Source organism: Nostoc sp. DedVER02 (genome assembly GCF_034530675.2).
Taxonomy (GTDB): Bacteria; Cyanobacteriota; Cyanobacteriia; order Cyanobacteriales; family Nostocaceae; genus Nostoc.
The window spans coordinates 45,591-65,949 of the sequence record NZ_JAVRCP020000018.1 but is presented as its reverse complement, the minus strand read 5'-3'; the positions used below and the strand labels follow the sequence as shown (position 1 = coordinate 65,949).

22 protein-coding genes and 1 riboswitch are annotated in these 20,359 nt (G+C 42.8%); of the genes, 12 read left to right on the top strand and 10 right to left on the bottom strand.

From position 1 onward, the window contains the following. Window positions 1-34: 34 nt before the first annotated feature. A complete protein-coding gene (locus RMZ41_RS18880) occupies window positions 35-409 on the bottom strand; it encodes a PDGLE domain-containing protein (RefSeq protein WP_322643369.1) in 375 nt (124 codons plus the stop codon). 30 nt (window positions 410-439) lie between these two features. Beyond that, window positions 440-1,192, bottom strand: coding sequence for a cobalt transporter CbiM (cbiM, locus tag RMZ41_RS18875; RefSeq protein WP_322643370.1), 753 nt, complete (start codon window positions 1,190-1,192; stop codon window positions 440-442). 365 nt (window positions 1,193-1,557) lie between these two features. Further along, a riboswitch (cobalamin riboswitch) is annotated at window positions 1,558-1,698 on the top strand. Between the two features lie 25 nt (window positions 1,699-1,723). On the opposite strand from cbiM, the gene RMZ41_RS18870 reads away from it, so the two are divergent. Genes RMZ41_RS18870 through RMZ41_RS18855 form a run of 4 tightly spaced genes read left to right on the top strand, consistent with a single transcriptional unit; the run spans window position 1,724 to window position 4,403 of the window. After that, a complete protein-coding gene (locus RMZ41_RS18870; RefSeq protein WP_322643371.1) occupies window positions 1,724-2,500 on the top strand; it encodes an energy-coupling factor ABC transporter permease in 777 nt (258 codons plus the stop codon). Next, the gene (locus RMZ41_RS18865; protein WP_322643372.1) at window positions 2,487-2,786 is read left to right on the top strand and encodes an energy-coupling factor ABC transporter substrate-binding protein; all 300 of its coding nucleotides are present in this window, start codon (window positions 2,487-2,489) and stop codon (window positions 2,784-2,786) included. The genes RMZ41_RS18870 and RMZ41_RS18865 overlap by 14 nt, the downstream gene beginning before the upstream one ends. After that, window positions 2,783-3,595: a cobalt ECF transporter T component CbiQ gene (cbiQ, locus tag RMZ41_RS18860; protein WP_322643373.1), complete on the top strand. Its 813-nt coding sequence runs from the start codon at window positions 2,783-2,785 to the stop codon at window positions 3,593-3,595. The genes RMZ41_RS18865 and cbiQ overlap by 4 nt, the downstream gene beginning before the upstream one ends. Further along, complete coding sequence (locus RMZ41_RS18855) at window positions 3,570-4,403, top strand: ABC transporter ATP-binding protein (protein ID WP_322643374.1); 834 nt, start codon at window positions 3,570-3,572, stop codon at window positions 4,401-4,403. The genes cbiQ and RMZ41_RS18855 overlap by 26 nt, the downstream gene beginning before the upstream one ends. Window positions 4,404-4,406: 3 nt before the next feature. On the opposite strand, the gene RMZ41_RS18850 is transcribed toward RMZ41_RS18855, so the two are convergent. The 4 genes from RMZ41_RS18850 to RMZ41_RS18835 form a co-directional block, all read right to left on the bottom strand. After that, on the bottom strand, window positions 4,407-4,988 hold the full coding sequence (locus RMZ41_RS18850; RefSeq protein WP_322643375.1) for a retropepsin-like aspartic protease: 582 nt from the start codon (window positions 4,986-4,988) through the stop codon (window positions 4,407-4,409). 357 nt (window positions 4,989-5,345) lie between these two features. Next, a complete protein-coding gene (locus RMZ41_RS18845; RefSeq protein ID WP_322643376.1) occupies window positions 5,346-6,119 on the bottom strand; it encodes a nucleoside phosphorylase in 774 nt (257 codons plus the stop codon). A gap of 27 nt (window positions 6,120-6,146) precedes the next feature. Further along, window positions 6,147-6,788, bottom strand: a complete 642-nt coding sequence (locus RMZ41_RS18840; protein ID WP_322643377.1) for a hypothetical protein — start codon at window positions 6,786-6,788, stop codon at window positions 6,147-6,149. Window positions 6,789-6,937: 149 nt separating this feature from the next. After that, window positions 6,938-7,171, bottom strand: a complete 234-nt coding sequence (locus tag RMZ41_RS18835) for a hypothetical protein (RefSeq protein WP_322643378.1) — start codon at window positions 7,169-7,171, stop codon at window positions 6,938-6,940. A 166-nt stretch (window positions 7,172-7,337) separates the two neighbouring features. Between RMZ41_RS18835 and fusA the strand changes: the two genes are divergently transcribed. From fusA to RMZ41_RS18820, 3 genes are all read left to right on the top strand, one after another. Further along, entirely contained in the window at window positions 7,338-9,341 is a 2,004-nt protein-coding gene (fusA, locus tag RMZ41_RS18830) for an elongation factor G (RefSeq protein ID WP_322643379.1), read from the top strand. Window positions 9,342-9,567: 226 nt separating this feature from the next. Continuing rightward, on the top strand, window positions 9,568-10,440 hold the full coding sequence (locus tag RMZ41_RS18825) for a GNAT family N-acetyltransferase (RefSeq protein WP_322643380.1): 873 nt from the start codon (window positions 9,568-9,570) through the stop codon (window positions 10,438-10,440). A 277-nt stretch (window positions 10,441-10,717) separates the two neighbouring features. Next, window positions 10,718-11,509 (top strand): Uma2 family endonuclease, encoded by a 792-nt coding sequence (locus tag RMZ41_RS18820; RefSeq protein WP_322734482.1) that lies wholly within the window; start codon window positions 10,718-10,720, stop codon window positions 11,507-11,509. On the opposite strand, the gene RMZ41_RS18815 is transcribed toward RMZ41_RS18820, so the two are convergent. Together RMZ41_RS18815 and RMZ41_RS18810 are read right to left on the bottom strand one after the other, a co-directional pair. Beyond that, window positions 11,506-12,039: a hypothetical protein gene (locus RMZ41_RS18815; protein ID WP_322643381.1), complete on the bottom strand. Its 534-nt coding sequence runs from the start codon at window positions 12,037-12,039 to the stop codon at window positions 11,506-11,508. The two genes, RMZ41_RS18820 and RMZ41_RS18815, sit on opposite strands and share 4 nt — an antisense overlap. A gap of 288 nt (window positions 12,040-12,327) precedes the next feature. Continuing rightward, window positions 12,328-12,777: a pyridoxamine 5'-phosphate oxidase family protein gene (locus tag RMZ41_RS18810; protein ID WP_322643382.1), complete on the bottom strand. Its 450-nt coding sequence runs from the start codon at window positions 12,775-12,777 to the stop codon at window positions 12,328-12,330. Between the two features lie 760 nt (window positions 12,778-13,537). Between RMZ41_RS18810 and RMZ41_RS18805 the strand changes: the two genes are divergently transcribed. From RMZ41_RS18805 to RMZ41_RS18785, 5 genes are all read left to right on the top strand, one after another. After that, on the top strand, window positions 13,538-13,729 hold the full coding sequence (locus RMZ41_RS18805; RefSeq protein WP_322643383.1) for a bromodomain-containing protein: 192 nt from the start codon (window positions 13,538-13,540) through the stop codon (window positions 13,727-13,729). A gap of 167 nt (window positions 13,730-13,896) precedes the next feature. Further along, complete coding sequence (locus RMZ41_RS18800; protein ID WP_322643384.1) at window positions 13,897-14,448, top strand: alpha/beta hydrolase; 552 nt, start codon at window positions 13,897-13,899, stop codon at window positions 14,446-14,448. Window positions 14,449-14,631: 183 nt separating this feature from the next. Further along, on the top strand, window positions 14,632-15,204 hold the full coding sequence (locus RMZ41_RS18795; RefSeq protein WP_322643385.1) for an HdeD family acid-resistance protein: 573 nt from the start codon (window positions 14,632-14,634) through the stop codon (window positions 15,202-15,204). 305 nt (window positions 15,205-15,509) lie between these two features. Next, entirely contained in the window at window positions 15,510-17,594 is a 2,085-nt protein-coding gene (locus RMZ41_RS18790) for a glycoside hydrolase family 10 protein (RefSeq protein WP_322643386.1), read from the top strand. A 6-nt stretch (window positions 17,595-17,600) separates the two neighbouring features. Next, on the top strand, window positions 17,601-17,804 hold the full coding sequence (locus tag RMZ41_RS18785) for a hypothetical protein (protein ID WP_409875601.1): 204 nt from the start codon (window positions 17,601-17,603) through the stop codon (window positions 17,802-17,804). 143 nt (window positions 17,805-17,947) lie between these two features. Here RMZ41_RS18785 and RMZ41_RS18780 read toward each other — a convergent pair whose 3' ends face one another. After that, entirely contained in the window at window positions 17,948-18,955 is a 1,008-nt protein-coding gene (locus RMZ41_RS18780; protein ID WP_322643388.1) for an aldo/keto reductase, read from the bottom strand. A 30-nt stretch (window positions 18,956-18,985) separates the two neighbouring features. Continuing rightward, window positions 18,986-20,044, bottom strand: coding sequence for an NAD(P)-dependent alcohol dehydrogenase (locus RMZ41_RS18775; RefSeq protein WP_322643389.1), 1,059 nt, complete (start codon window positions 20,042-20,044; stop codon window positions 18,986-18,988). Window positions 20,045-20,359 lie beyond the last annotated feature (315 nt).

Below are 20,359 nucleotides of genomic sequence, written 5' to 3'. Positions count from 1 at the left end.
TCCTACTTGTATATTTGATACTAATTACAAATTGTTAATCTGGCGCATCTAAGTCGGAATCAGCGTCATACTGTGTAGAAGGTGAACTAGAGCCGCGAACAACTAGTTTGCCAATACCCCAAGCTAAACCGAAAGTTGCTAATGTTCCGATTAATCCAGCTAATGGAGTAGCGATCGCTTCAGGTACACCTCTAAGGGCATACTCATCAAAAATCCCATAAAAGGGTAATTTATGAGCGGGTTTATCTTGAAGTTCTTTGCTGTTAAACTTCAGGTCTTCTGAAACTCTATCTAGCCCATCTGGGTTTTTACTTGCTAGTGGCGAAAGGAAAATTGCAATCAACAGGGCAATACCTAAGCCAGCGATAACAAAAGCCCGGTTGCGCGATCGCGAGAGGTTGCTACTCATAAGTATTAAATCCTGATTTAATCACACCTTTTAATAACGAGAGACTGGACGAGACATAGGTGATTTTATCTGACGGGGTGGATCATAAAATAAGTCAGGTCGAGTCCGCCAAATAAAGCTGAGTGCTACCACGGTAATCAGCGCCTCCCCAATACCAATTACGACATGCCAAGAGGCCATCGCTGTCAAACCTACTGTCAGAGGAACCGTCCCAGATACAGCTAGTTCTGAGGCACACAGAAGTGAAGCTATTACTACGCTTGTCCAAGCAGCGATCGCTGCACCAATTGTCAGACCTCGCAAGGTATCGCGCCCAATAGCAAATCTGATTGTGCGATAGAGATAATAACCAGCAAAGGTACCGATTAATCCCATATTAAAGATGTTCGCCCCTAAAACTGTTAATCCACCATCTTGAAATAAAACAGCTTGCACGATGAATACTGCAACCATAACTAGCGATCCAGCCCAGGGCCCTAATAAAGCTCCGGCTAGTGTTCCGCCTAAAAGGTGTCCAGAAGTGCCTCCTGGAATCGGGAAATTGATCATTTGCGCTGCGAAGATAAATGCTGCACAAACTCCCATTAAAGGTACGGCTCGTTCTTCGTATTCTGCCTGCGATCGCTTAATTGATAGTGTAATTAAGGCAAGAGCAATTATCCAGGTGACAAGAATAACGGGTAAATTTAAGAAGCCATCTGGAATGTGCATAGCTAAATGCGGCTGTATTACCCAGTACAGCCAGCCGAAGGACGAAGCACCCATAAATGGTATTGTTTCCATATTTAAGAAGTGTCCTTTGCAGCCAGATTGATTTAAGAGTCTAGTTGTCTAGTAGACCATGTATTCTCTAAAAACTTCAATCCAGTGGGGGGGCATATTAAATAATTCGTAATTCGTAATTCGTAATTCGTAATTATGTTTTGTAATGGGGATTTCAAAACCAACACAAAACCATCATGCCCTCTGGTGATGGGGACTTGACCCCTTTATCCCGGATTTCTCACAAGGGTGTGGGAGGATGGGGAAGAAGTCTTACCCCCCACACTCCTTGGATTTCTCACAAGTGAGAAATTCAGGTTTATTGGTTAAATACAATTTAGATTGATAGTTTATTTTGTTTGCGATACTGATACTTGAGCAATAGTGATATAGTTACTCCAATCGGTTCTGATGGGGAGCAGCCATCGGACGCAAGGGGGAAAGTCCGGTGTAAATCCGGCGCTGTCCCGCAACTGTGAGCCAAAATTAGGTGAGTCAGGATGCCCGCCGATGGGAACCAAGTCGTTTACATAAATCTGCGAGGTACAGGTTATGAAAAGAAAAAAACAGGCGTTAGTTAGTCTAACCCTGATGGGAGTTATCAGTTTTTACTTGGTAGTTGGTTTCCCCAAACCCGCTTATGCTATGCACATTATGGAAGGTTTTTTACCAGTCCAGTGGGCAGTTTTTTGGTGGGTTGTGGCATTACCATTTTTTTTATTAGGATTGCGTAGTCTGACACGCATTACTCAAGCGAACCCGGAACTAAAACTACTACTGGGTTTGGCTGGTGCTTTCACTTTCGTGTTGTCAGCGTTGAAAATCCCTTCCGTCACAGGTAGCTGTTCTCATCCTACAGGAACAGGGTTAGGTGCTGTGCTGTTTGGCCCTCTCACCATGACGGTTTTAGGTAGCTTGGTGTTGTTATTTCAAGCTTTGTTACTGGCGCATGGCGGCTTAACTACGCTAGGTGCAAATGCTTTTTCGATGGCGATCGCAGGGCCGTTTGCAGCCTACTGGATATATAATCTAACAATAAAGTTGGGTGGTAAACAAAAAATCGCTATATTTCTAGCAGCTGCGATCGCAGATTTACTCACCTACATTATCACTTCTATTCAACTCGCCCTAGCTTTTCCTGCCCCCGTTGGTGGATTTCTTGCGTCATTTATCAAGTTCGCCGGAATTTTTGCTATAACTCAAGTTCCCTTAGCAATTAGTGAAGGATTACTAACTGTGTTGGTGTGGAACTGGCTGCAATCTTATAATCCTCAAGAATTGGAACTGTTGCAATTAATCAAGCGAGGAAATGGTAATGAGTCAATCTAAAAAAGGGTTGAGTAACTGGCTGTTGGTAGTAGCTGTCTTAGCTTTAGCAGTTGCACCATTAATATTTGTGCGTGGTGGGCAATTTGCTGGTTCTGATGACAAAGCTAAAAAAGCAATTACTGAAATACAACCTGGATATCAACCCTGGTTTAAATCATTGTTTGAACCTCCTAGTGGTGAAGTAGCAAGCTTATTATTTGCTTCCCAAGCAGCTTTAGGTGCGGGAGTAGTTGGTTATGCAATTGGTTTGTACAAAGGACGTTCTCAACAAAAACGTGAAGAATGAGCCTGCAACTAGACACTTTAGCTTACACTAATCGACTGCGAAGATTACCACCAGAACATAAAATAATTTTTGCATTTACTACTCTTGCAATTTCCCTTTTTACTCATCCCTTAGTGCAAATTTTGATAGCGCTTTGGCTGGGCGTTTGGACAGTTATTTATGCAAGAATTCCGGCTGGTGTTTATTTTCGCTTGTTAATGTTCACCATAGTTTTTTGTTTGACAAGTTTACCAGCCTTGATGGTGAATGGAGTAGCAATTACGGATTTGCCCAAGGTGCAATTAGACTCGTGGTATGGATTAACTCTCGGACACTTCTATATTTATATCAGTCATAGTGGCAGTATCCAAGCATGGGGAATTTTAACCAGAGCATTAGCTTCTGTTTCTTGTTTATATTTTCTCATGTTAACTGTCCCTTTCACGGAGATATTACAAACTCTACGTTACTTACGATTTCCTGTGCTTTTAAGCGATTTGTTATTACTAATGTATCGGTTTATTTTCATCCTCCTAAATACAGCTAGTGAATTGTTGACAGCACAAAATTCTCGTGGTGGCTACCGCACTCTTGCTAATGGGATGAAAAGTTTAGCGCTACTAATCGGACAACTATTACAACGAACCTTACAACGGTATAGTCAGTTCTCTCTCGGACTGGAATCACGGGGTTTTGTGAGTGAATTTCGAGTTTGGCATCCCCGCCGTTATCATCCTCAAGGGCGATATATCATCGAAGCTATTTTCGGCTGTGTAGTATTAATAGCATTGGACTTTTGGCGGAATGCAGGAATATTTACTCGAATTTGAGCAGGTATATTATACCTATCCAGTAGCACAACAATCAGCTTTAAATGGTCTAACACTAAAGATTCCATCTGGCAAAAGATGTGCATTAATTGGACAAAATGGTTGTGGTAAAACTACACTATTTTTATTAGCTAATGGTCTATATAAACCTAATTCTGGTATTGTCCGTTGGCGCGGTGAACCGTTAATTTATAACCGAAATTATCTGAGTAGCTTACGGCAGAAGGTTGGGCTAGTATTTCAAGATCCAGAACAACAATTAGTAGCTTCTATTGTTGAAGAAGATATCTCTTACGGGTTGTGTAATTTGGGTTTACCAGAAGCCGAAATTAAAGACCGAGTAGAACAAGCATTAATTGAATTTGGGCTGACTAATTTAGCAGAAAGACCAGTACATCATCTAAGTTTAGGACAAAAGAAGCGAGTTTCTATAGCAGATGTGATGGTACTGCGACCAGAACTTTTGGTGCTGGATGAGCCAACAGCTTATTTAGATATCAAACATACTCGGAACTTGATAGCAACGATGAAAAAAATTCATCAAGATGGAACTACTTTATTGATGGCAACCCATGATTTAGATTTAGTCTATCGGTGGGCAGATTGGGTTTTTGTTATGGATAAAGGACGACTGATTGTAGAAGGTAAACCACAAGATGTATTTAGCCAGCGCACACTTTTATCGGAGTTAGAGTTAGGTGTACCATTCATATATGAAATGTTATTTGATGGGCTATCTGCTGAGGAAGAAGTAGTTATAGAACGAGCGCGACAGCGAATATTAGACCAATTTCGGAATGTCCTGTGATGATTAACGGTGATGAAATTCAACCTCTTTCTCCAGAATCTTAATATCATAGCTACCGAAGAAATCGTGGCCTAGTAAGCCGATGCTGGCTTTAGGTGCGATCGCTACTTGAAGATTATTAGCTGTAACTCCACCTACTGCTACAGATTTTACCTTACTGGTTGGAAATTCTACTTCGCTACCATCAGCAATTTGAGCTTGCATTGTACCTGTATTCTGGAGTTTAAGTGTATTTGCCATACTTTGAGTAATAATGGTTCCACTAGCACCCGTATCTACAATCATTTCAAAGGTTTTTTTGTCATTGAAGGTAACGTCAATGACTGGAGTTCCACCAAAGCGGCGTTTGATTGAAACTCGAAAAACTTTGTCGTCTGAAGGTGCAGCGATATTGCCACAAAGCCTTTCTAATCCAACGGTTTTACCGGAGGAAGTTACCATGTAACATGCTCCTGGATCGTTAGCTATTGCCTGATTAGAGGATGCTAAAAATATCAGTGTCGGAATTAGTGCGTAGGCGTAGCCCGTTGTAGACATTGCAGCTAGGTTAACGGTTTTAATCCAACGCCTACAAGCATTCTTCATCTTATATTGATCTCCAATTTTGCTGATATTTTTTAATAGATAAATTTATTGTAATAATTGGTATTGCAAGCCCATGTTTTTAATAAAAAACACAATTATTATAAACTTTTATTTCACAAAATTCCAAATAAATTGGATTATTTGTGATGAGTCTATGTACACAATACTTGTACTTTCAATTTATTTAGTGAAGTTTTTTATTTATGTTTCTCCAGAAGATGAAATTGCATTTTACTCAATATATCTTACCTAGAATTACTGATTGGGAAATTAAAGATTAGATAAAGACATGATAAAACTACTTAGAGCAGATTAAATCTGGCATCCTCAGAAGTTAGATAAGATACATTTTTGACCTTATTCAAAGGTTGCTGCTGCATGTACAGCAATTGCGATCGCATTTTCCACAGCAATATCCCTCTGTTCTAAGATGATATTTTCACTATCAATACGCGAAGCAACTACACCGCAAACAGCAGCCGCCGCAAAATTATACACACCTGCCATTTTAAATAATGTGCCGCATTCCATCTCATAATTTAAGATGTTTAAACGCCGATATTCTTCTGTAATACCATGCAGCGATCGCATTAAATTTGGATTCGCGGAATCAGTGCGTTCTTGTCCTTCATAAAAAGTATCAACTGATGCTGTGATTCCGATGTAATGTTCAACTTTTAATTCTCGCGCTGCTTTAACTAAAGCAACTGTCAGAAAAGGATCGGCTGCGGCTGGATATTCCACAGGTGCAATGTCATAAGCTGCACCTTGGCGACACAATGCTGCACTGCTAATAACAACGCTACCGACTGGTATATAAGGTTGAATTGAGCCGCAAGTTCCAATGCGAATAATTTGCCGCATTCCTACTTGGATTAACTCGTTGACAACAATACTTAATGAAGGCGCACCCATACCACTTGTAGCTGATAAAATGGTGCGACCATTCGGTAAGTATCCCACATAGCTATTGAGTCCGCGATTTTCGGACAACACGCGGACATCTTGTAAATAAGTTTGGGCAATTAAGCGCGATCGCTCCGGGTCGCCAGATAATAGGGCAATGCTGGGAGGTGATGAACCTAAATCATCTTGTCCAAAGCCAATGTGATAGAAGCGTTGATTTGGCATTAAATTTTAGATTTTGGATTATCTTATTTACGAACCGTTTTTACCTTTCCATGTAAGATGCCATTGGTCATATAAATAAAAAGGTGGAATAATCTTTTGGCGAATTTCTGCCATTTCTTGGGAGCGGTCAATACTTTGCATTAGATAACCACTCTCAAAGATAAGTTCATGAACTTCCTCATATTTATAAGCAGCTTGAAAGCCAAGATGAACATATAGGTTATTAATAAAATTATTGGCTACTAATAAGCTTCCTGTAAATTCCACGAGATAATTGAGATCGTCATAAATAGCACTAGGATGGTCTAAAAGTGTATCTCTAAGATAAGGGAAGACACCTATAAAATCTCTTGCTCTACCTCTACCGTGTTTTATCATAAGTTTTTCTTTGAGGCTGAGAGAGATAATTAATTCTTTTAAGCAAAGTGTCTCTTTTATTACCTGATAAGTGCAATAATAGCCTCGCCAACAAGCTGTTGTACTCCCAAGTTGAGGAGAAAAACCGTGTTGCGTTGGCTCAAATAATCCCACACCATCAACACCTGCAATACAGAATATTTGACTTTTATAAATTAATTGATCGCTAATTTGACCAGTCATTTTTTTATACGTTGTAAAGTAAGCCACTTGCTCCAATACGCTTGGGTTAAGGCTAAAACTCTTTGTCAAAGTCAATTTTTTAACGTTCGCGTAGCGTGCCGGAGGCATACCGCAAAGTACGCAAAGGACACAAAGGAAGAGAATGAAGAAATGCTTAACACAGCTGTATTACTACTTGCTCCACTTGCGATATCTCCAAATGGAGCAGTTAGCGTAAATTAGAAGGGAATGTGCGAAGCGCACAAGGTTTCAGATTTTACGAAAAAACGGATAATTGCCGCATCTATTCCATCATCCATCATGCCGAAAGAGTTAGCAGGGCTGACCATACAATCAAAATCTGGCAACCACTCGAAATAGTCATTCACTATTTCTACATTGGGTAAATAATTAAAATTCTGTTGAAAGGCTGCACACAACAAAGAGCCGGGAGCTACCAATATCAATTTCAAGCTTTTATTTCCTCCGCTTGAATACCTATTTTAAACGTCAGCTAGGGCAACAATCAACGGTTTTTCTGTATTATCAACCTTGTCTTTTATTTATACTACATATATAATACAAAATATATCACCACATAACTGGTGGTTGTTTGTCGCTTGAACAAAAGGAAATTTTATGATTCCCCGAACACGCATCCGAAATATTGGTATCTCTGCCCACATCGACTCTGGTAAAACTACGCTGTCAGAGCGAATTCTCTTCTACACGGGCAGAATCCACGCTATTGAGGAAGTGCGGGGAGGCGGTAAGGGTGCAACGATGGATTTTATGCCGGAGGAAAAACTACATGGCATTACCATTACCTCTGCTGCTACTACCTGCGAATGGTACGATACCCAAATTAACCTGATTGATACACCTGGACACGTAGATTTCACAATTGAAGTTGAACGCGCCCTGCGGGTATTAGATGGGGCGGTCATGGTACTGTGCGCTGTGGCGGGTGTACAATCCCAGTCCATTACGGTGGATCGGCAAATGAAGCGCTACCGTGTGCCGCGTTTGGCGTTCATCAACAAAATGGATCGGATGGGGGCAGATCCATTCCGTGTAGTACAGGGAATACGCGATCGCTTGCAACTCAATGCAGTATTACTCCAGTATCCTATCGGCAGTGAAGACCAATTCCAGGGAGTGATTGACCTGGTAGAAATGACTGCTGACTACTTTGAGGGTGAAAACGGAGAAAACCACGTCAAAAAGTCGATTCCTGAAGCTCTTAGGGATGAGGCGCAACAGGCACGAGAGAAGTTGCTAGATACTTTGTCGCTGTTCTCAGAACCGATGACGGAGATGCTACTGGCGGGTGAGGAGATTCCCAAAGCATTAATTTGGCAAACCATCCGACAGGCAACCTTGAGTCTAGAATTCACGCCTGTACTGCTGGGTTCGGCATTCAAAAATAAAGGAGTGCAAAACTTATTGGATGCAGTTACGTTTTATCTACCATCTCCGATAGATAGAGAAGTGGTCAAAACCGCAGAGTCGGTGAGTGTCTACCCTAACCCCGATGCTTCCTTAGTGGCATTGGCATTTAAACTTACCGTTGAGTCCTTTGGGCAGTTGACCTATACCCGGATTTACTCTGGAACGCTGAAACCAGGCGATATCGTCTACAACTCGCGGACTGAACAACGCGTGCAAATCGGTCGCTTGGTGAGAATGCACGCCAATAAGCGAGAAGAGGTAAAAGTTGCAGTAGCAGGGGATATTGTGGCTCTGTTGGGTGTGGATTGTGCTTCTGGTGATACATTCTGTTCTGGAGAACCACTGGTATCTTTAGAGAAGATGTTTGTGCCAGAACCAGTGATTACGCTGGCGATTACGCCTAAGAAACAGGAAGATAGCGATCGCCTTTCCAAGGCACTCAATCGCTTTCAAAGGGAAGATCCTACTTTCCGCTTGAGCATCGATCCTGAATCAGGCGCAACTCTGATTTCTGGGATGGGCGAACTCCACCTAGAAATCTACCTCGAACGCATTCAACGAGAATATAATGCCGAGGTTTACGTTGGTAATCCCGCCGTGGCGTATCGAGAAACCATTGGACAACAAGCTACTTTTGACTACCGATTCAAGAAGCAGTCAGGCGGCCCCGGTCAGTACGCTCATATTACTGGGTGGATTGAACCCACAGATCAGCCGTTTGTCTTTGAAAATCGGGTGGTTGGGGGTGCGATTCCCAAAGAATATATCCCTGCGTGCGAAAAGGGTTTCCGTGAGGCGATGGAATCAGGAAAGCTAGAAGGCTATCCGGTAACTGGGGTGAAAGTCGTTTTAGATGGTGGTTCTTATCACCCAATTGACTCTTCAGAATTGGCTTTTCGGTCAGCATCTCATCAAGCAATTGAGGGTGCGATCGCTAAAGCCAAACCCTACATCCTTGAACCTATTATGCTTGTTGAGGTGGAAACACCCAACGAGTTTATGGGAAGAGTTCAGGGTGACTTATCCTCCCGTCGGGGCTTGTTGTTGGGTTCCGAGACAATGCAGGGATACACGGTGATTCGGGCAGAAGTAGCGCTGGCGCGGATGTTTGGGTATTCTACAGAATTGCGATCGCTCACTTCTGGTATGGCTACTTTTTCAATGGAGTTTGCCTGCTATCGCCAGTCCTAGCATCTTGAAGTAGCTTCTAGTAGTACGCCAAGTTCCCTTGGCGGGGTAAAGGGTAAAGGGGAAGGTGGGGCCCCCTCTGGGGATAAGGGGCGGGGGGAAAGGGTTTAAATCCCTTACCCTTTTCCCTTTCCCTTTCCCCAGCCCTCACAAGCGCATTTTTGGCTTGGCAGACTACTAGGGACATAGCCTAACTGTGTCCCTTTCAATTATTAGGAAAGAGGTTTTTGTGCCTATTTTGATAACTCTGCAACCTGGAGATGAAGTATCGCTGGAAGAATTTCTCTTGCAACATACTGATACTTCTATGTTTTTGCGCTCTAATTGGCGGGCTGCGGGACTGCTTGATGAAGGTGCAAGATTTCAAGGAACTTATGTAGCAGCCTACTTAGATGAAAGTATAGTGGCAGTTGCAGCCCATTTTTGGAATGGGATGATAATAGTCCAAGCGCCTGTATATTTGCCAGAGGTGGTGCAAGCAGTTGTGGCAAAATCTGGACGTGCTATTTCTGGAATTAGTGGGCCAGCAGCACAAGTTGAAGCGACAAAAAGCATTTTGGGAATTAGCAACCGACCAACTCAGCTTGATGAACCTGAGATATTATTTTCTCTCGCACTACAAGACTTACAAATACCTGAAGCTTTAGCATCGGCGAAGTTACAGTGTCGTTTGCCGCATCCAGGTGAGTTGGAATTACTTAGCGAATGGTGCGTTGCTTATAACGTGGAAGCTTTAGGAAAAACCGATACTCCAAGTTTAAGACTTGCTTGCGATCGCATAATTGAAGCACGTCAAGATATGAATATGCATTGGGTTTTAGTAGCAGAAGATACTCTAGTTTCTTACTCTGCTTTCAATGCCAGTCTACCTGATATTGTACAAATTGGTGGAGTATGGACACCGCCAGCGCTGCGGGGGAAAGGCTATGCCAAAAATGTGGTAGCAGGATCGTTGTTAGATGCGCGATCGCAAGGAGTAAAACGTGCCATCCTATTTACAGGTCATAATAACCAAGCAGCCCAAGCAGTTTATCGAGGAATTGGCTTTTTGCCTACTGGCAAAAAGTATGGCTTAGTCTTATTTGAAGAGACTCAGGCTTAAGAGATATTAGAGTGAACGTTGGAGGCGCAACACCCTCATCCAATTTAGGACTTACGCACTGTGCAAATTTAGTAATTTACTTTAGTCCAGAACTTCTCGATGTTAAAGATGTGGAATCATGACCCTATGCATTTGATGAAACTCTGCTGATGGTTCGTAGTAAATTTGCAGCAGAAGGCGAGAAATTTATGCTGCCCCGTTCTGCAAGATGTTGAGTTACTCAAAAACAATTAAATCATAATAGAACTGAGAGTTTCATCATCACCACTACTTTATGATGTATCAAACCGACCCGCCGCGATCGCCAAAAGATGTATTGCCGACCATGTACGATCTTCCCAGTGAAGATCCAGAGGAGCCTGGTTTGCCCGATCAGTTTCATTTATTACAACCTCGTCTGTTAGACGAAACCTTTCGTCCACAGAATTATCCTAGTGACGAGATATTTGTTGCTAGCGGTCTGAATCTTTATTACGATCCGCGCCATCCACTGTGGCATAAGCGACCAGATTGGTTTGCTGTTTTAGGTGTTTCCCGTCTCTACGAACAACGAGATTTACGGTTAAGTTATGTCGTTTGGCAAGAGGGAGTTCATCCTTTTATTGTGGTTGAGTTGCTGTCTCCAGGTACTGAAAAGGAAGATTTAGGACAGACATTGCGGGATATCAAGCAACCACCAGGAAAATGGGAAGTATACGAGCAGATTCTACGTGTTCCTTATTATGTAGTATTTGATCGCTATAAATATGAGTTCAGGGCATTTAAATTACATGGAGGTCGTTATGCTGAGATAGCATTGCTGGATTCACGCTTCTGGATACCAGAACTAGAATTAGGTTTAGGTGTGTGGCGGGGACACTATCAAAATGTAGAACAGCCCTGGTTGCGCTGGTACGATGGGACTCTCAACTGGGTATTAACTTCTACAGAACAAGAAAGCCAACGCGCTGAACAAGAAAGACAAAGGGCTGAACAAGAAAGACAAAGGGCTGAACAAGAAAGACAAAGGGCTGAACGGTTGATTGCACAATTGCGATCGCTCGGCGTTGAACCCGATGTAGATACTTAATTCCTTACAAATTTGCTTTTTTGTGAATAATCTGTATAGCCTTGAATATTCTCTGGTTCAAATTCACGGATTATGCGCGTAGCTTCGCGTATTAAATCCTCATTTCCAGTAACTACAATTAAATATTTACCAGCATTCAAACGGTTACGATAAGGTAAAGCATCACCACTGTCAACTGTTATGCCGGTTCCTCGATCGATTAAACCAGCGCCCAAAGCACCGGCTATAGCTCCTAATATACCAGCAAGAAATTCATTGCCAAATCGAGCAAACTGAGGAAATATTTCAATTTCTGTAAGATAGTTGAACGCATAACCTGCAACAAATCCAAAAGGTACAAGCCACAAAAAGAGCCGAGTTGATTGTTTGCGGGCTTGCTTGTCAGGATCAATCATTCCAAATTCATCAGCACTTAAATAACCATCGCCCAAAATATTAACTTGTGAAGCTGGCAAACCTTCTTTTTCTAGAGCAGAGTAAACGGCTTCTACTTGAACTCGATCTGGTAAAACTGCAACAAGGTAATTCATAACACCAAACTTCCTTCTTAACAAAGATTTTTTTTTGCAGCATCAATAAGACTGTTAAATGCAATCCTAAACTATAAAGTCTATTCCTTTTAAAAATTTTGCCGCTTTATCTCTCAAGGCAGATGATTTTGAGTAGATTTATCATTATTTTTACCTATCATGAATTTTTCGCAATATATAATAATTAAAATAATACTTATTTCTTGCCGATTTCATCCAAAAACTACGACTTTAAATCATTCCTAATTATTAATTACAAATTAGAAATGATTTAAAGTCCTGTTTTTGTCAAAAACTAATTGTTTGTGGCTTAAAACTCGATGCACTATCCCAGTAATTAACCTGGTTAATATTCACCTTAAGCAAAGCAATATCGGGTTCGTCCAATCCTTTAGGAAACCAGGTTTGAAGTTCCGCCTTCCACAGTTCTCGCATCTTGTTGCGGTCTTTTACGAGTTCTGATGTTCCTGATATAGAAATGTATCGCTGCTGTTCGGGTGAGGAAAAACTAACGTTAACTCGATCGTGGTGTTCAATCTCAGTTACCTTATAAGACCCAGCGTAAGTAAAGAACCAGAGCGTTCCTTCAGAGTCAATCTCATTACTTTTTGACATGGGGTAACTATGCAAACTGCCATCATCATCGACTGTGGTAAACATACCATAATCAATATTTTTGATTAGCTCATGCAGCTTTTGAATTTGTTGATTGCGGTCTGTATCTGTAGAAGTTGCCATTGTTTTTCAGTAATTTTTTCTCTGTTTTTCTTGTAGTGTAAGTCTTTATTACAACCAGACTTAATGGTAGTAAAGTTATTTTTCAGTATTAACCTTTTTTGCCTAAATTGCTTGAGTCTACAGATGGAGTTATCCTAAAATCATCTTTTTTGCTTATGTCTATAGAGATATTAGTTAAAATATTTTATAAACTTTGTACTAAATTCATCGTTTTCTATAACTTTAGGGTGATGAATTTATAGACATCTGGAATCAATGGTAAGGAAATGGGTAAATTAAAATCTCAGGTCAAATGTCATTTTGCTTGCGGGAAATACCAAAATGAGTAAGTGAAATGGTATTTTGAGAAAGCATTTAAGTATTTTGAGGAAGTAAATAGGCTTTTTGAAAAAGTAATCAGCAAATATACTTAACCAGTCAAAATTACTAGATGCACACAAAAAGCTCCCGTTCGCCTGTCGTGTCTCGTAGGGAAGGGTACAATATCGATGCTCAGATAAGTTAAAACTTTTTGGTGATTGTAAAATTTTATATGACACCCAGCAGCGATCGCAGATGATGAAAATACTTGTTACATTTGCGATCGCAACTCCTAATTGCCTTAAAATTCAGGTTATAGAGTATTCTTACTTTAAGGTAATGTAAAATTTATACCCTCAGAATGAGTCTCCTCAACCTCTAGCAGGAGTTCTCATGTTCCATTAAGCGCCTACTATGAAGAACTAGGAAATTAAATTGCAGTATATCTGCCTTCGTAATTATGGACTGGAAGTACAGGTGGAAAAATGGCTATAAACCAAGTAGAGATGAAGCAGCAAAAAACCCTCATTTATTAGATGAGAGTCAGTTCGAGAACGAACAAGACCGAAAGCTAGCTGAAGAATCTGCAAGGAAGCATTTGGGCATACCTGCACCAACTTTAGACGAAGATAAGTCAATACTACCTCATTAGCTTCGCCTAATGGACAAGCTTGGTAACATCATTTGCAAATTGCGAAAATTTAGGAGCATACAGTAATACGCTCCTAACTATCTATTTGTAACAAAAATTTTGTAAAATAATATAACTTGGGCATTTTGTGCCTATATACGCTCCACATTATCAGGAAGTTCGACAAAATGCAGATTTCTCAAATTTTCAATCGATTGAACAATAGTAAATTTACTAAGTTACTTACTCAAACAGTAGCTTTAAGTGTAGGTGCTATTGTTCTTTTTTCAAGTACTAATGCTAATGCTGCCGAGCAAGTTGTTTTAAAGTATGGTACGTTTCAGGGGCAAGTATCTGTTCAAGAATTAACTGAGTTTACAGAAACTGGTAAGACTAACCCGATACTAAGAGGTTATTTGGAAGCAGCCCGACAAGATCCCGCAGTAGCTCGGAAAGCACTGAAAGCCCCAATAAAAGCCGATGCTGCCTTTTTAAATAGTTTACTATCTAGCTGGGCAGGGCCAATTTTGGTTAACCAAATTGGTGAAGTAGTTCACCCTCCCGCAGGGGAACTAAATCAGCAGGCGCTACGAAGCGCTTTAAGCGAATCTATTCAACAAAATGGTGAAGTTACCTTGCTTGGAGCGATTCAGAATTATCCAAGTACTTCTGTTGAACTTGAAGGAGATCGTCTCATCTCTGTTTATGAACGCCTAAGCAATCTTGCAGAGCTATTGTGAGGGGAACGTAGACACAATACAGTTATCGTAAAATGATTGGTTTGGTGTTTCAATAGTCGTGAATTCTTAGCCACGATCGCAATTAAGTTAATACTGATGAGTCTATCTTAGGGTTCATACTCTATTACTTAGAAATTCCCTAATCTAGATGTAGAGTTAGTCTAAGAATAGGAAAAAATTTGTATGACAGCCGATGTTTCTAAAAATATTAAGCAGAATGTTAATGGATCGCTCATAAGTGGTATTCTCCTAAGTATTTTAGGGGTAATTGCGATCGCAGCGCCTAATTTCACCACCCTATTCGCCGAAACTTGGATTGCGGTGATTTTGATTTTTGCCGGATTTACAAAACTAGTTTATGCCACCCAAAGCCGCCACCAAGGAGGTTTTATTTGGAAACTTCTATTAAGCGGACTCTATATTGCAACCGGCATAATGCTGTTTGTTTATCCTTTTACAGGTATTCTCACACTGACTCTGTTACTTGGCAGCTTTTTGCTAGCTGAAGGTACATTCGAGTTAATTCTGGCATTCAAGTTACGTCCGCAAGAAAACTGGACGTGGGTACTAGGTAATGGCATTATTACCCTAGTCTTAGGTGCAATGATTTGGTTTCAGTGGCCCTTCAATGCACCCTGGCTTCTGGGCACACTAGTTGGTGTCAGCGTTATTTTTAGCGGCATTTCCCGCGTGATGCTATCGTTAAACGCGCGTTCTACCTCAAATCCTTCTGAGCAAGCTGCAAATCCTACTTAGTAAATGGGGAATGGGAAATAGGGAATGGGGAATGGGGAATAGGAAATAAGAAAGAGCAATTATTATCAATGCCCAATAGACATCTACGAAAAAGAATGTAGAGACTTAGCACTGCTACATCTTTACAAAACTTCTGGGTAACGCATATTTAATTTCTGGAGATTCCCAATTCCCAATTCCCAATTCCCAAACAAAGTTTACAATACATTGCAGCAGCGATGCCTGCTCCTGGCTATGCCTACGCCAAGAAAATTGCTAAATTAACTAAGGAAATCAAAATCAGGGCCAGCTAGCTGCAATCAACAATGGTATCTATTGCTACTTCCTTCTCGGATATTCAAAACCATTGGGCACGCTTATTTATTACAGCCTTAGCCCAACGTGGTATTGTCAGTGGGTCGCCTAATGGCACATATCGCCCCGATAACTCACTCACTCGCGCTGAATTTGCTGCTATTGTAGCCAACGCATTTGGCACAGTTACTAAGAAGCGGCAATACGTCCCCTTTGTTGATGTACCCACGAGTTATTGGGCAGCAGCAGCCATTCAAACAGCTTACGAAAAAGCATTTATTAGCGGGTTTCCTGATAAAACTTTCCGCCCTGCCGAACGAATTACTAGGGCAGAAGTTTTAATTTCCTTGGTAGCGGGCTTAGAAATTGCCACCAAGATTAAACCTGACATTCTCTCAGCACTTCCACAAATTTATCAAGATTCTATTCAGATTCCTGGGTATGGTAGAAATCAGGTAGCTATTGCCACTAGCGCTGGATTGGTGGTTAGTCACCCAAATATCAAATTACTTAATCCCAATCTTGCAGCTACCCGTGGAGATGTAGCAGTAATTATTTATCAAGCTTTGGTGTATTTAGGCAAAGCAGAAAAAATTGCCTCTACTTACTTAGTGCCGCCGCCAACACTAACACCAACTCCTGCGCCAATACCAACGCCAACGCCAACGCCAATACCAATACCAACACCAACACCCACACCTGTCGGTAGTGTTAGGGTAAGTCATAGTCGGGAATTCCGGGGAGCATGGGTAGTATCTGTGTGGAATGGTGATTGGCCTTCCAAACCGGGACTTCCTGTTGCTCAACAGAAAGCAGAACTGACCGAAATTATTACTAAATTACAAGCGTTAAATTTTAATGCCCTAATCTTTCAGGTGCGACCAGAAGGAGACGCTTTATATGAATCGCAATTAGAGCCTTGGAGTGCTTGGATTACAGGAACTCAGGGGAAAGCACCAGAACCATTTTACGATCCTTTAGCGTTTGCGATCGCAGAATGCCATAAGCGCAATATTGAACTTCATGCTTGGTTCAACCCTTACCGTGCCAGCACTTCCACCGACCCAGCTAAAACAGTCCGTCCTCACATCGCAGCGACGAATCCAGAAAGCGTTTATTTGTGGAAAACTCAACGTTGGATGGACCCAGGATTGAAAATAGTTCAAGACAGAGCTTACAACGTAATTCTTGATGTAGTGAAGCGCTACGATGTTGATGGCATTCACTTAGATGATTATTTTTATCCATATCCCATCGAGGGACAACCTTTCCCGGATGAGAAAACATACTCTGCATATAAAGCAGGCGGTGGTACACTCAGCCTTGGCGACTGGCGACGGGACAATGTTAACAGAATGGTACAGCGCCTCTGGCAGGGAATTAAAACAACCAAACCGGACGTAAAATTTGGTATCAGTCCCTTTGGGATTTATCGCCCCGGACAACCCACTGGTATTACTGGGTTGGATGCTTATAACGTGCTGTATGCTGACTCGAAAAAATGGTTAGAAGAAGGTTGGATTGATTATATTGCGCCTCAACTTTACTGGCGCACAGATCAACCACAACAAAGTTATTCGGCGTTGCTACAGTGGTGGACACAGGTAAACACAAAGCAAAGACACGTTTACGCTGGTAACAATTTGACAGAACCAAGCAACAAGAGCCGAGAGAGTGATGAAATTGAAAAGCAGGTAAAAATTAGTCGTAGCCAAGCTGGACGGTTATCACTGGGGAATATCTTCTTTAATCTAGGTGTTTTGACGCAAAATAGTCAGGGCATTGCGGACAAATTCCAAAGTCTGCTTTATAACAAACCTGCGCTACCGCCAACCTTGCCTTGGCAGGATACAACACCACCCCCTCCGCCCATTGGATTACAAGTTAATAACCGCAAACTGAGTTGGCAGCCTGGAGACAATCAGCCAGTTCGTTCTTGGACACTTTATCGGCAAACTGGCGATACTTGGACAATTGCGCGAATTTTGTCTGCTGGCACAACTTTCGCTACTGTCCCACAAGCCGGAACTTATGCTGTGTGTGCAGTGGATAGATTGGCGAATGAGAGTGCGGGAACAGTGATTACGGTGAGTTGAACAATAGTGCTGCATCTGAGTGCAATATCTACAATGGGATATGCCTACGCACTCAAATGCAAAGCGATCGCTCTTATGCTGTTGTTTAGTATAAGTGCGATCGCATCTTTAAATATCGGTATTTGTCCAAGATATAGCAAGGGACTGGGGACTGGGGACTGGGTGAAAAGTCTTTTTGTGTCTAAGTTTCATCATCTGTTGATGTCCTAATCACCTTGACTGTTGCTATACCTGATACAAATAATTTATCTCTAATTCTTTCCCCCCTGATCCCCTGCTCCCTATTTGTATCAACCTTAAAGTGAAATGGTATAAGGGACGGTTATGCCAGTCCCAGAGACTGCAATCGATGCTCAACGACCGGTCAAAAGCTCCAGGTTTTCGGGATACCTAGCTCCTTGCACCGCGATCTTGGAGGCCGCATCATCAATGTCATGCAAATCGTTGGGCGTGAGTTCCACTGAAACAGCCCCGATGTTTTCGTCCAAGCGATGCAACTTCGTGGTACCCGGAATTGGCACAATCCAAGGCTTCTGGGCTAGCAGCCAAGCGATCGCAATTTGAGCAGGGGTCACCTGTTTCTGTTCTGCAATGCTGCCAAGCAGATCGATCAAAGCTTGATTCACCTTCAGAGCCTCCGGCGTGAAGCGAGGCAGGGTGCTGCGGAAGTCGGAACTGTCGAATGTCGTGCTTTCGTCCATCTTGCCAGTGAGAAAGCCCTTACCCAGAGGGCTGTAGGGGACAAAGCCAATTCCCAGTTCCTCAAGGGTCGGTATCACTTCCGCTTCAGGCTTTCTCCACCACAGGGAGTATTCGCTCTGGAGAGCAGTAACCGGCTGAACGGCATGGGCGCGACGGATCGTTTGCACGCCTGCTTCAGAGAGTCCAAAGTGCTTCACCTTCCCTTCTTGAATCAGTTCCTTCACCGCTCCTGCCACGTCTTCAATCGGCACGTTCGGATCAACCCGGTGCTGATAGAGCAGGTCGATTGTCTCAACCTTGAGTCGCTTGAGCGATCGCTCCACAACTTCCTTGATATGCTCCGGTCGGCTATTCAGTGCTGGCGAACCCTTCATCCCACGGGGATCAGAATTAGGACTCAGGTCGAACCCGAATTTAGTGGCAATGACCACTTGCTTGCGGAAGGGAGCGAGGGCTTCCCCCACAAGCTCTTCATTGGTGAACGGGCCGTAGACCTCAGCAGTGTCAAAGAATGTAATGCCGCGATCGACTGCGGCTCCTAGAAGATCGCTCATCTCCTGTATGTTTTTGGGCGGCCCATAAGAAAAGCTCATTCCCATGCAGCCCAGCCCGATCGCTGAAACTTCTAAATTGCTGTTTCCAAGTTTGCGTTTTTGCATTTTGCTTTCTCCTTCGAGGTTTCACCTCAGTTATTCAGATTTAAGAGATGCCATATCAATCACGAAGCGGTACTTGACATCGGACTTGAGCAGGCGATCGTAAGCTTCGTTGACCTTCTGAATGGGGATAACTTCGACATCCGCAGTGATGTTATTCTCACTGCAAAAGTCAAGCATTTCCTGGGTTTCGGCGATGCCGCCAATATTAGAGCCAGAGAGACTGCGACGGGCCACGAGCAGGCTGAATGCTGAGACATCTAGGGGCTTCTCGGGTGCGCCGACAAGGGTGATGTTCCCATCGACGCAAAGCAGGTTGAGATAGGCGTTGATGTCGTGCTTGGCGGAGACGGTATCGAGAATGAAATCGAAACTGCCAGCGTGTTTTTGCATTTCGTCGGTGTTGCGGGAGACAACGACTTCATCAGCACCGAGGCGGAGCGCGTCTTCCGTCTTGTCAGGTGAAGTGGTGAAGACAACGACGTGGGCACCGAACGCATGGGCGAACTTCACGCCCATGTGCCCCAGCCCGCCAAGACCGACCACGCCGACCTTCTTGCCCTTGGTGACACCCCAGTGGCGCATGGGGGAATAGGTTGTAATTCCGGCACAGAGGAGCGGCGCAACTCCAGCAAGTTTGAGGTTGGAGGGGACACGCAGAACAAAGCGTTCATCTACGACAATGCTATCGGAGTACCCACCGTATGTAACACCTCCAAGGTGCTTGTCTGGAGAGTTGTAGGTGAGGATCTGGTTCGGGCAGAAGTTCTCAAACCCAGCTTTGCAATTCGGGCATGTTCCATCAGAGTCCACCAGGCAGCCGACTGCGGCGAGGTCGCCAGGCTTGTACTTGGTAACTGCCGAGCCAACTTTGGTGACACGGCCGACGATCTCATGACCGGGGACAATTGGGTAAACAGTGGATATGAAACTGCTCCACTCGTTATGTACCGAATGCAGGTCGGAGTGGCAGACACCGCAGAAGAGAATTTCAATCTGAACGTCGTGTTCGCTTGGATCGCGACGCTTGATTTTGGTGGAGGACAGTGGTGATGTTGCACTGGCTGCGGAATAAGCTTTCGTGTTGTACATGAATTTATCTCCCTATATATATGCAAAAAAATTGATTTGGTTTACTCAGAAACCTGAGAATGCCCTACCCGCGAAGTCACCGATTACTTTTATTTGCTCCTTCAAACGGAAAGCAGTAATTTTAGGTATTAAGTTTTACTTCCCCGAAGAGGCAGAGGGAAAAGGGGACTGGTTTGGGATTTAAACCCTTTTCCCCTTATCCATTGCTCAATTCCTTCACTTGATGCCATTTGGGTTGCTAGCCCAATCGTAGAGATTGAGCAGCTTATGCTTGCTCTATCTGTAGGGATGATTTCTTTTAAAAAGCAAGGTAGC

Bases quoted from the DNA above. Each gene is read 5' to 3' on its own strand.
- RMZ41_RS18855 (WP_322643374.1), top strand. From the start codon at position 3,570: ATGCAGGAATATTTACTCGAATTTGAGCAGGTATATTATACCTATCCA.
- RMZ41_RS18810 (WP_322643382.1), bottom strand. From the start codon at position 12,777: ATGGCAACTTCTACAGATACAGACCGCAATCAACAAATTCAAAAGCTG.
- RMZ41_RS18805 (WP_322643383.1), top strand. From the start codon at position 13,538: ATGGACTGGAAGTACAGGTGGAAAAATGGCTATAAACCAAGTAGAGAT.
- RMZ41_RS18815 (WP_322643381.1), bottom strand. From the start codon at position 12,039: ATGAATTACCTTGTTGCAGTTTTACCAGATCGAGTTCAAGTAGAAGCC.
- RMZ41_RS18880 (WP_322643369.1), bottom strand. From the start codon at position 409: ATGAGTAGCAACCTCTCGCGATCGCGCAACCGGGCTTTTGTTATCGCT.
- cbiQ (WP_322643373.1), top strand. From the start codon at position 2,783: ATGAGCCTGCAACTAGACACTTTAGCTTACACTAATCGACTGCGAAGA.
- RMZ41_RS18820 (WP_322734482.1), top strand. From the start codon at position 10,718: ATGTATCAAACCGACCCGCCGCGATCGCCAAAAGATGTATTGCCGACC.
- RMZ41_RS18850 (WP_322643375.1), bottom strand. From the start codon at position 4,988: ATGAAGAATGCTTGTAGGCGTTGGATTAAAACCGTTAACCTAGCTGCA.
- fusA (WP_322643379.1), top strand. From the start codon at position 7,338: ATGATTCCCCGAACACGCATCCGAAATATTGGTATCTCTGCCCACATC.
- RMZ41_RS18865 (WP_322643372.1), top strand. From the start codon at position 2,487: ATGAGTCAATCTAAAAAAGGGTTGAGTAACTGGCTGTTGGTAGTAGCT.
- RMZ41_RS18795 (WP_322643385.1), top strand. From the start codon at position 14,632: ATGACAGCCGATGTTTCTAAAAATATTAAGCAGAATGTTAATGGATCG.
- RMZ41_RS18845 (WP_322643376.1), bottom strand. From the start codon at position 6,119: ATGCCAAATCAACGCTTCTATCACATTGGCTTTGGACAAGATGATTTA.
- RMZ41_RS18800 (WP_322643384.1), top strand. From the start codon at position 13,897: ATGCAGATTTCTCAAATTTTCAATCGATTGAACAATAGTAAATTTACT.
- RMZ41_RS18775 (WP_322643389.1), bottom strand. From the start codon at position 20,044: ATGTACAACACGAAAGCTTATTCCGCAGCCAGTGCAACATCACCACTG.
- RMZ41_RS18870 (WP_322643371.1), top strand. From the start codon at position 1,724: ATGAAAAGAAAAAAACAGGCGTTAGTTAGTCTAACCCTGATGGGAGTT.
- cbiM (WP_322643370.1), bottom strand. From the start codon at position 1,192: ATGGAAACAATACCATTTATGGGTGCTTCGTCCTTCGGCTGGCTGTAC.
- RMZ41_RS18780 (WP_322643388.1), bottom strand. From the start codon at position 18,955: ATGCAAAAACGCAAACTTGGAAACAGCAATTTAGAAGTTTCAGCGATC.
- RMZ41_RS18790 (WP_322643386.1), top strand. From the start codon at position 15,510: ATGGTATCTATTGCTACTTCCTTCTCGGATATTCAAAACCATTGGGCA.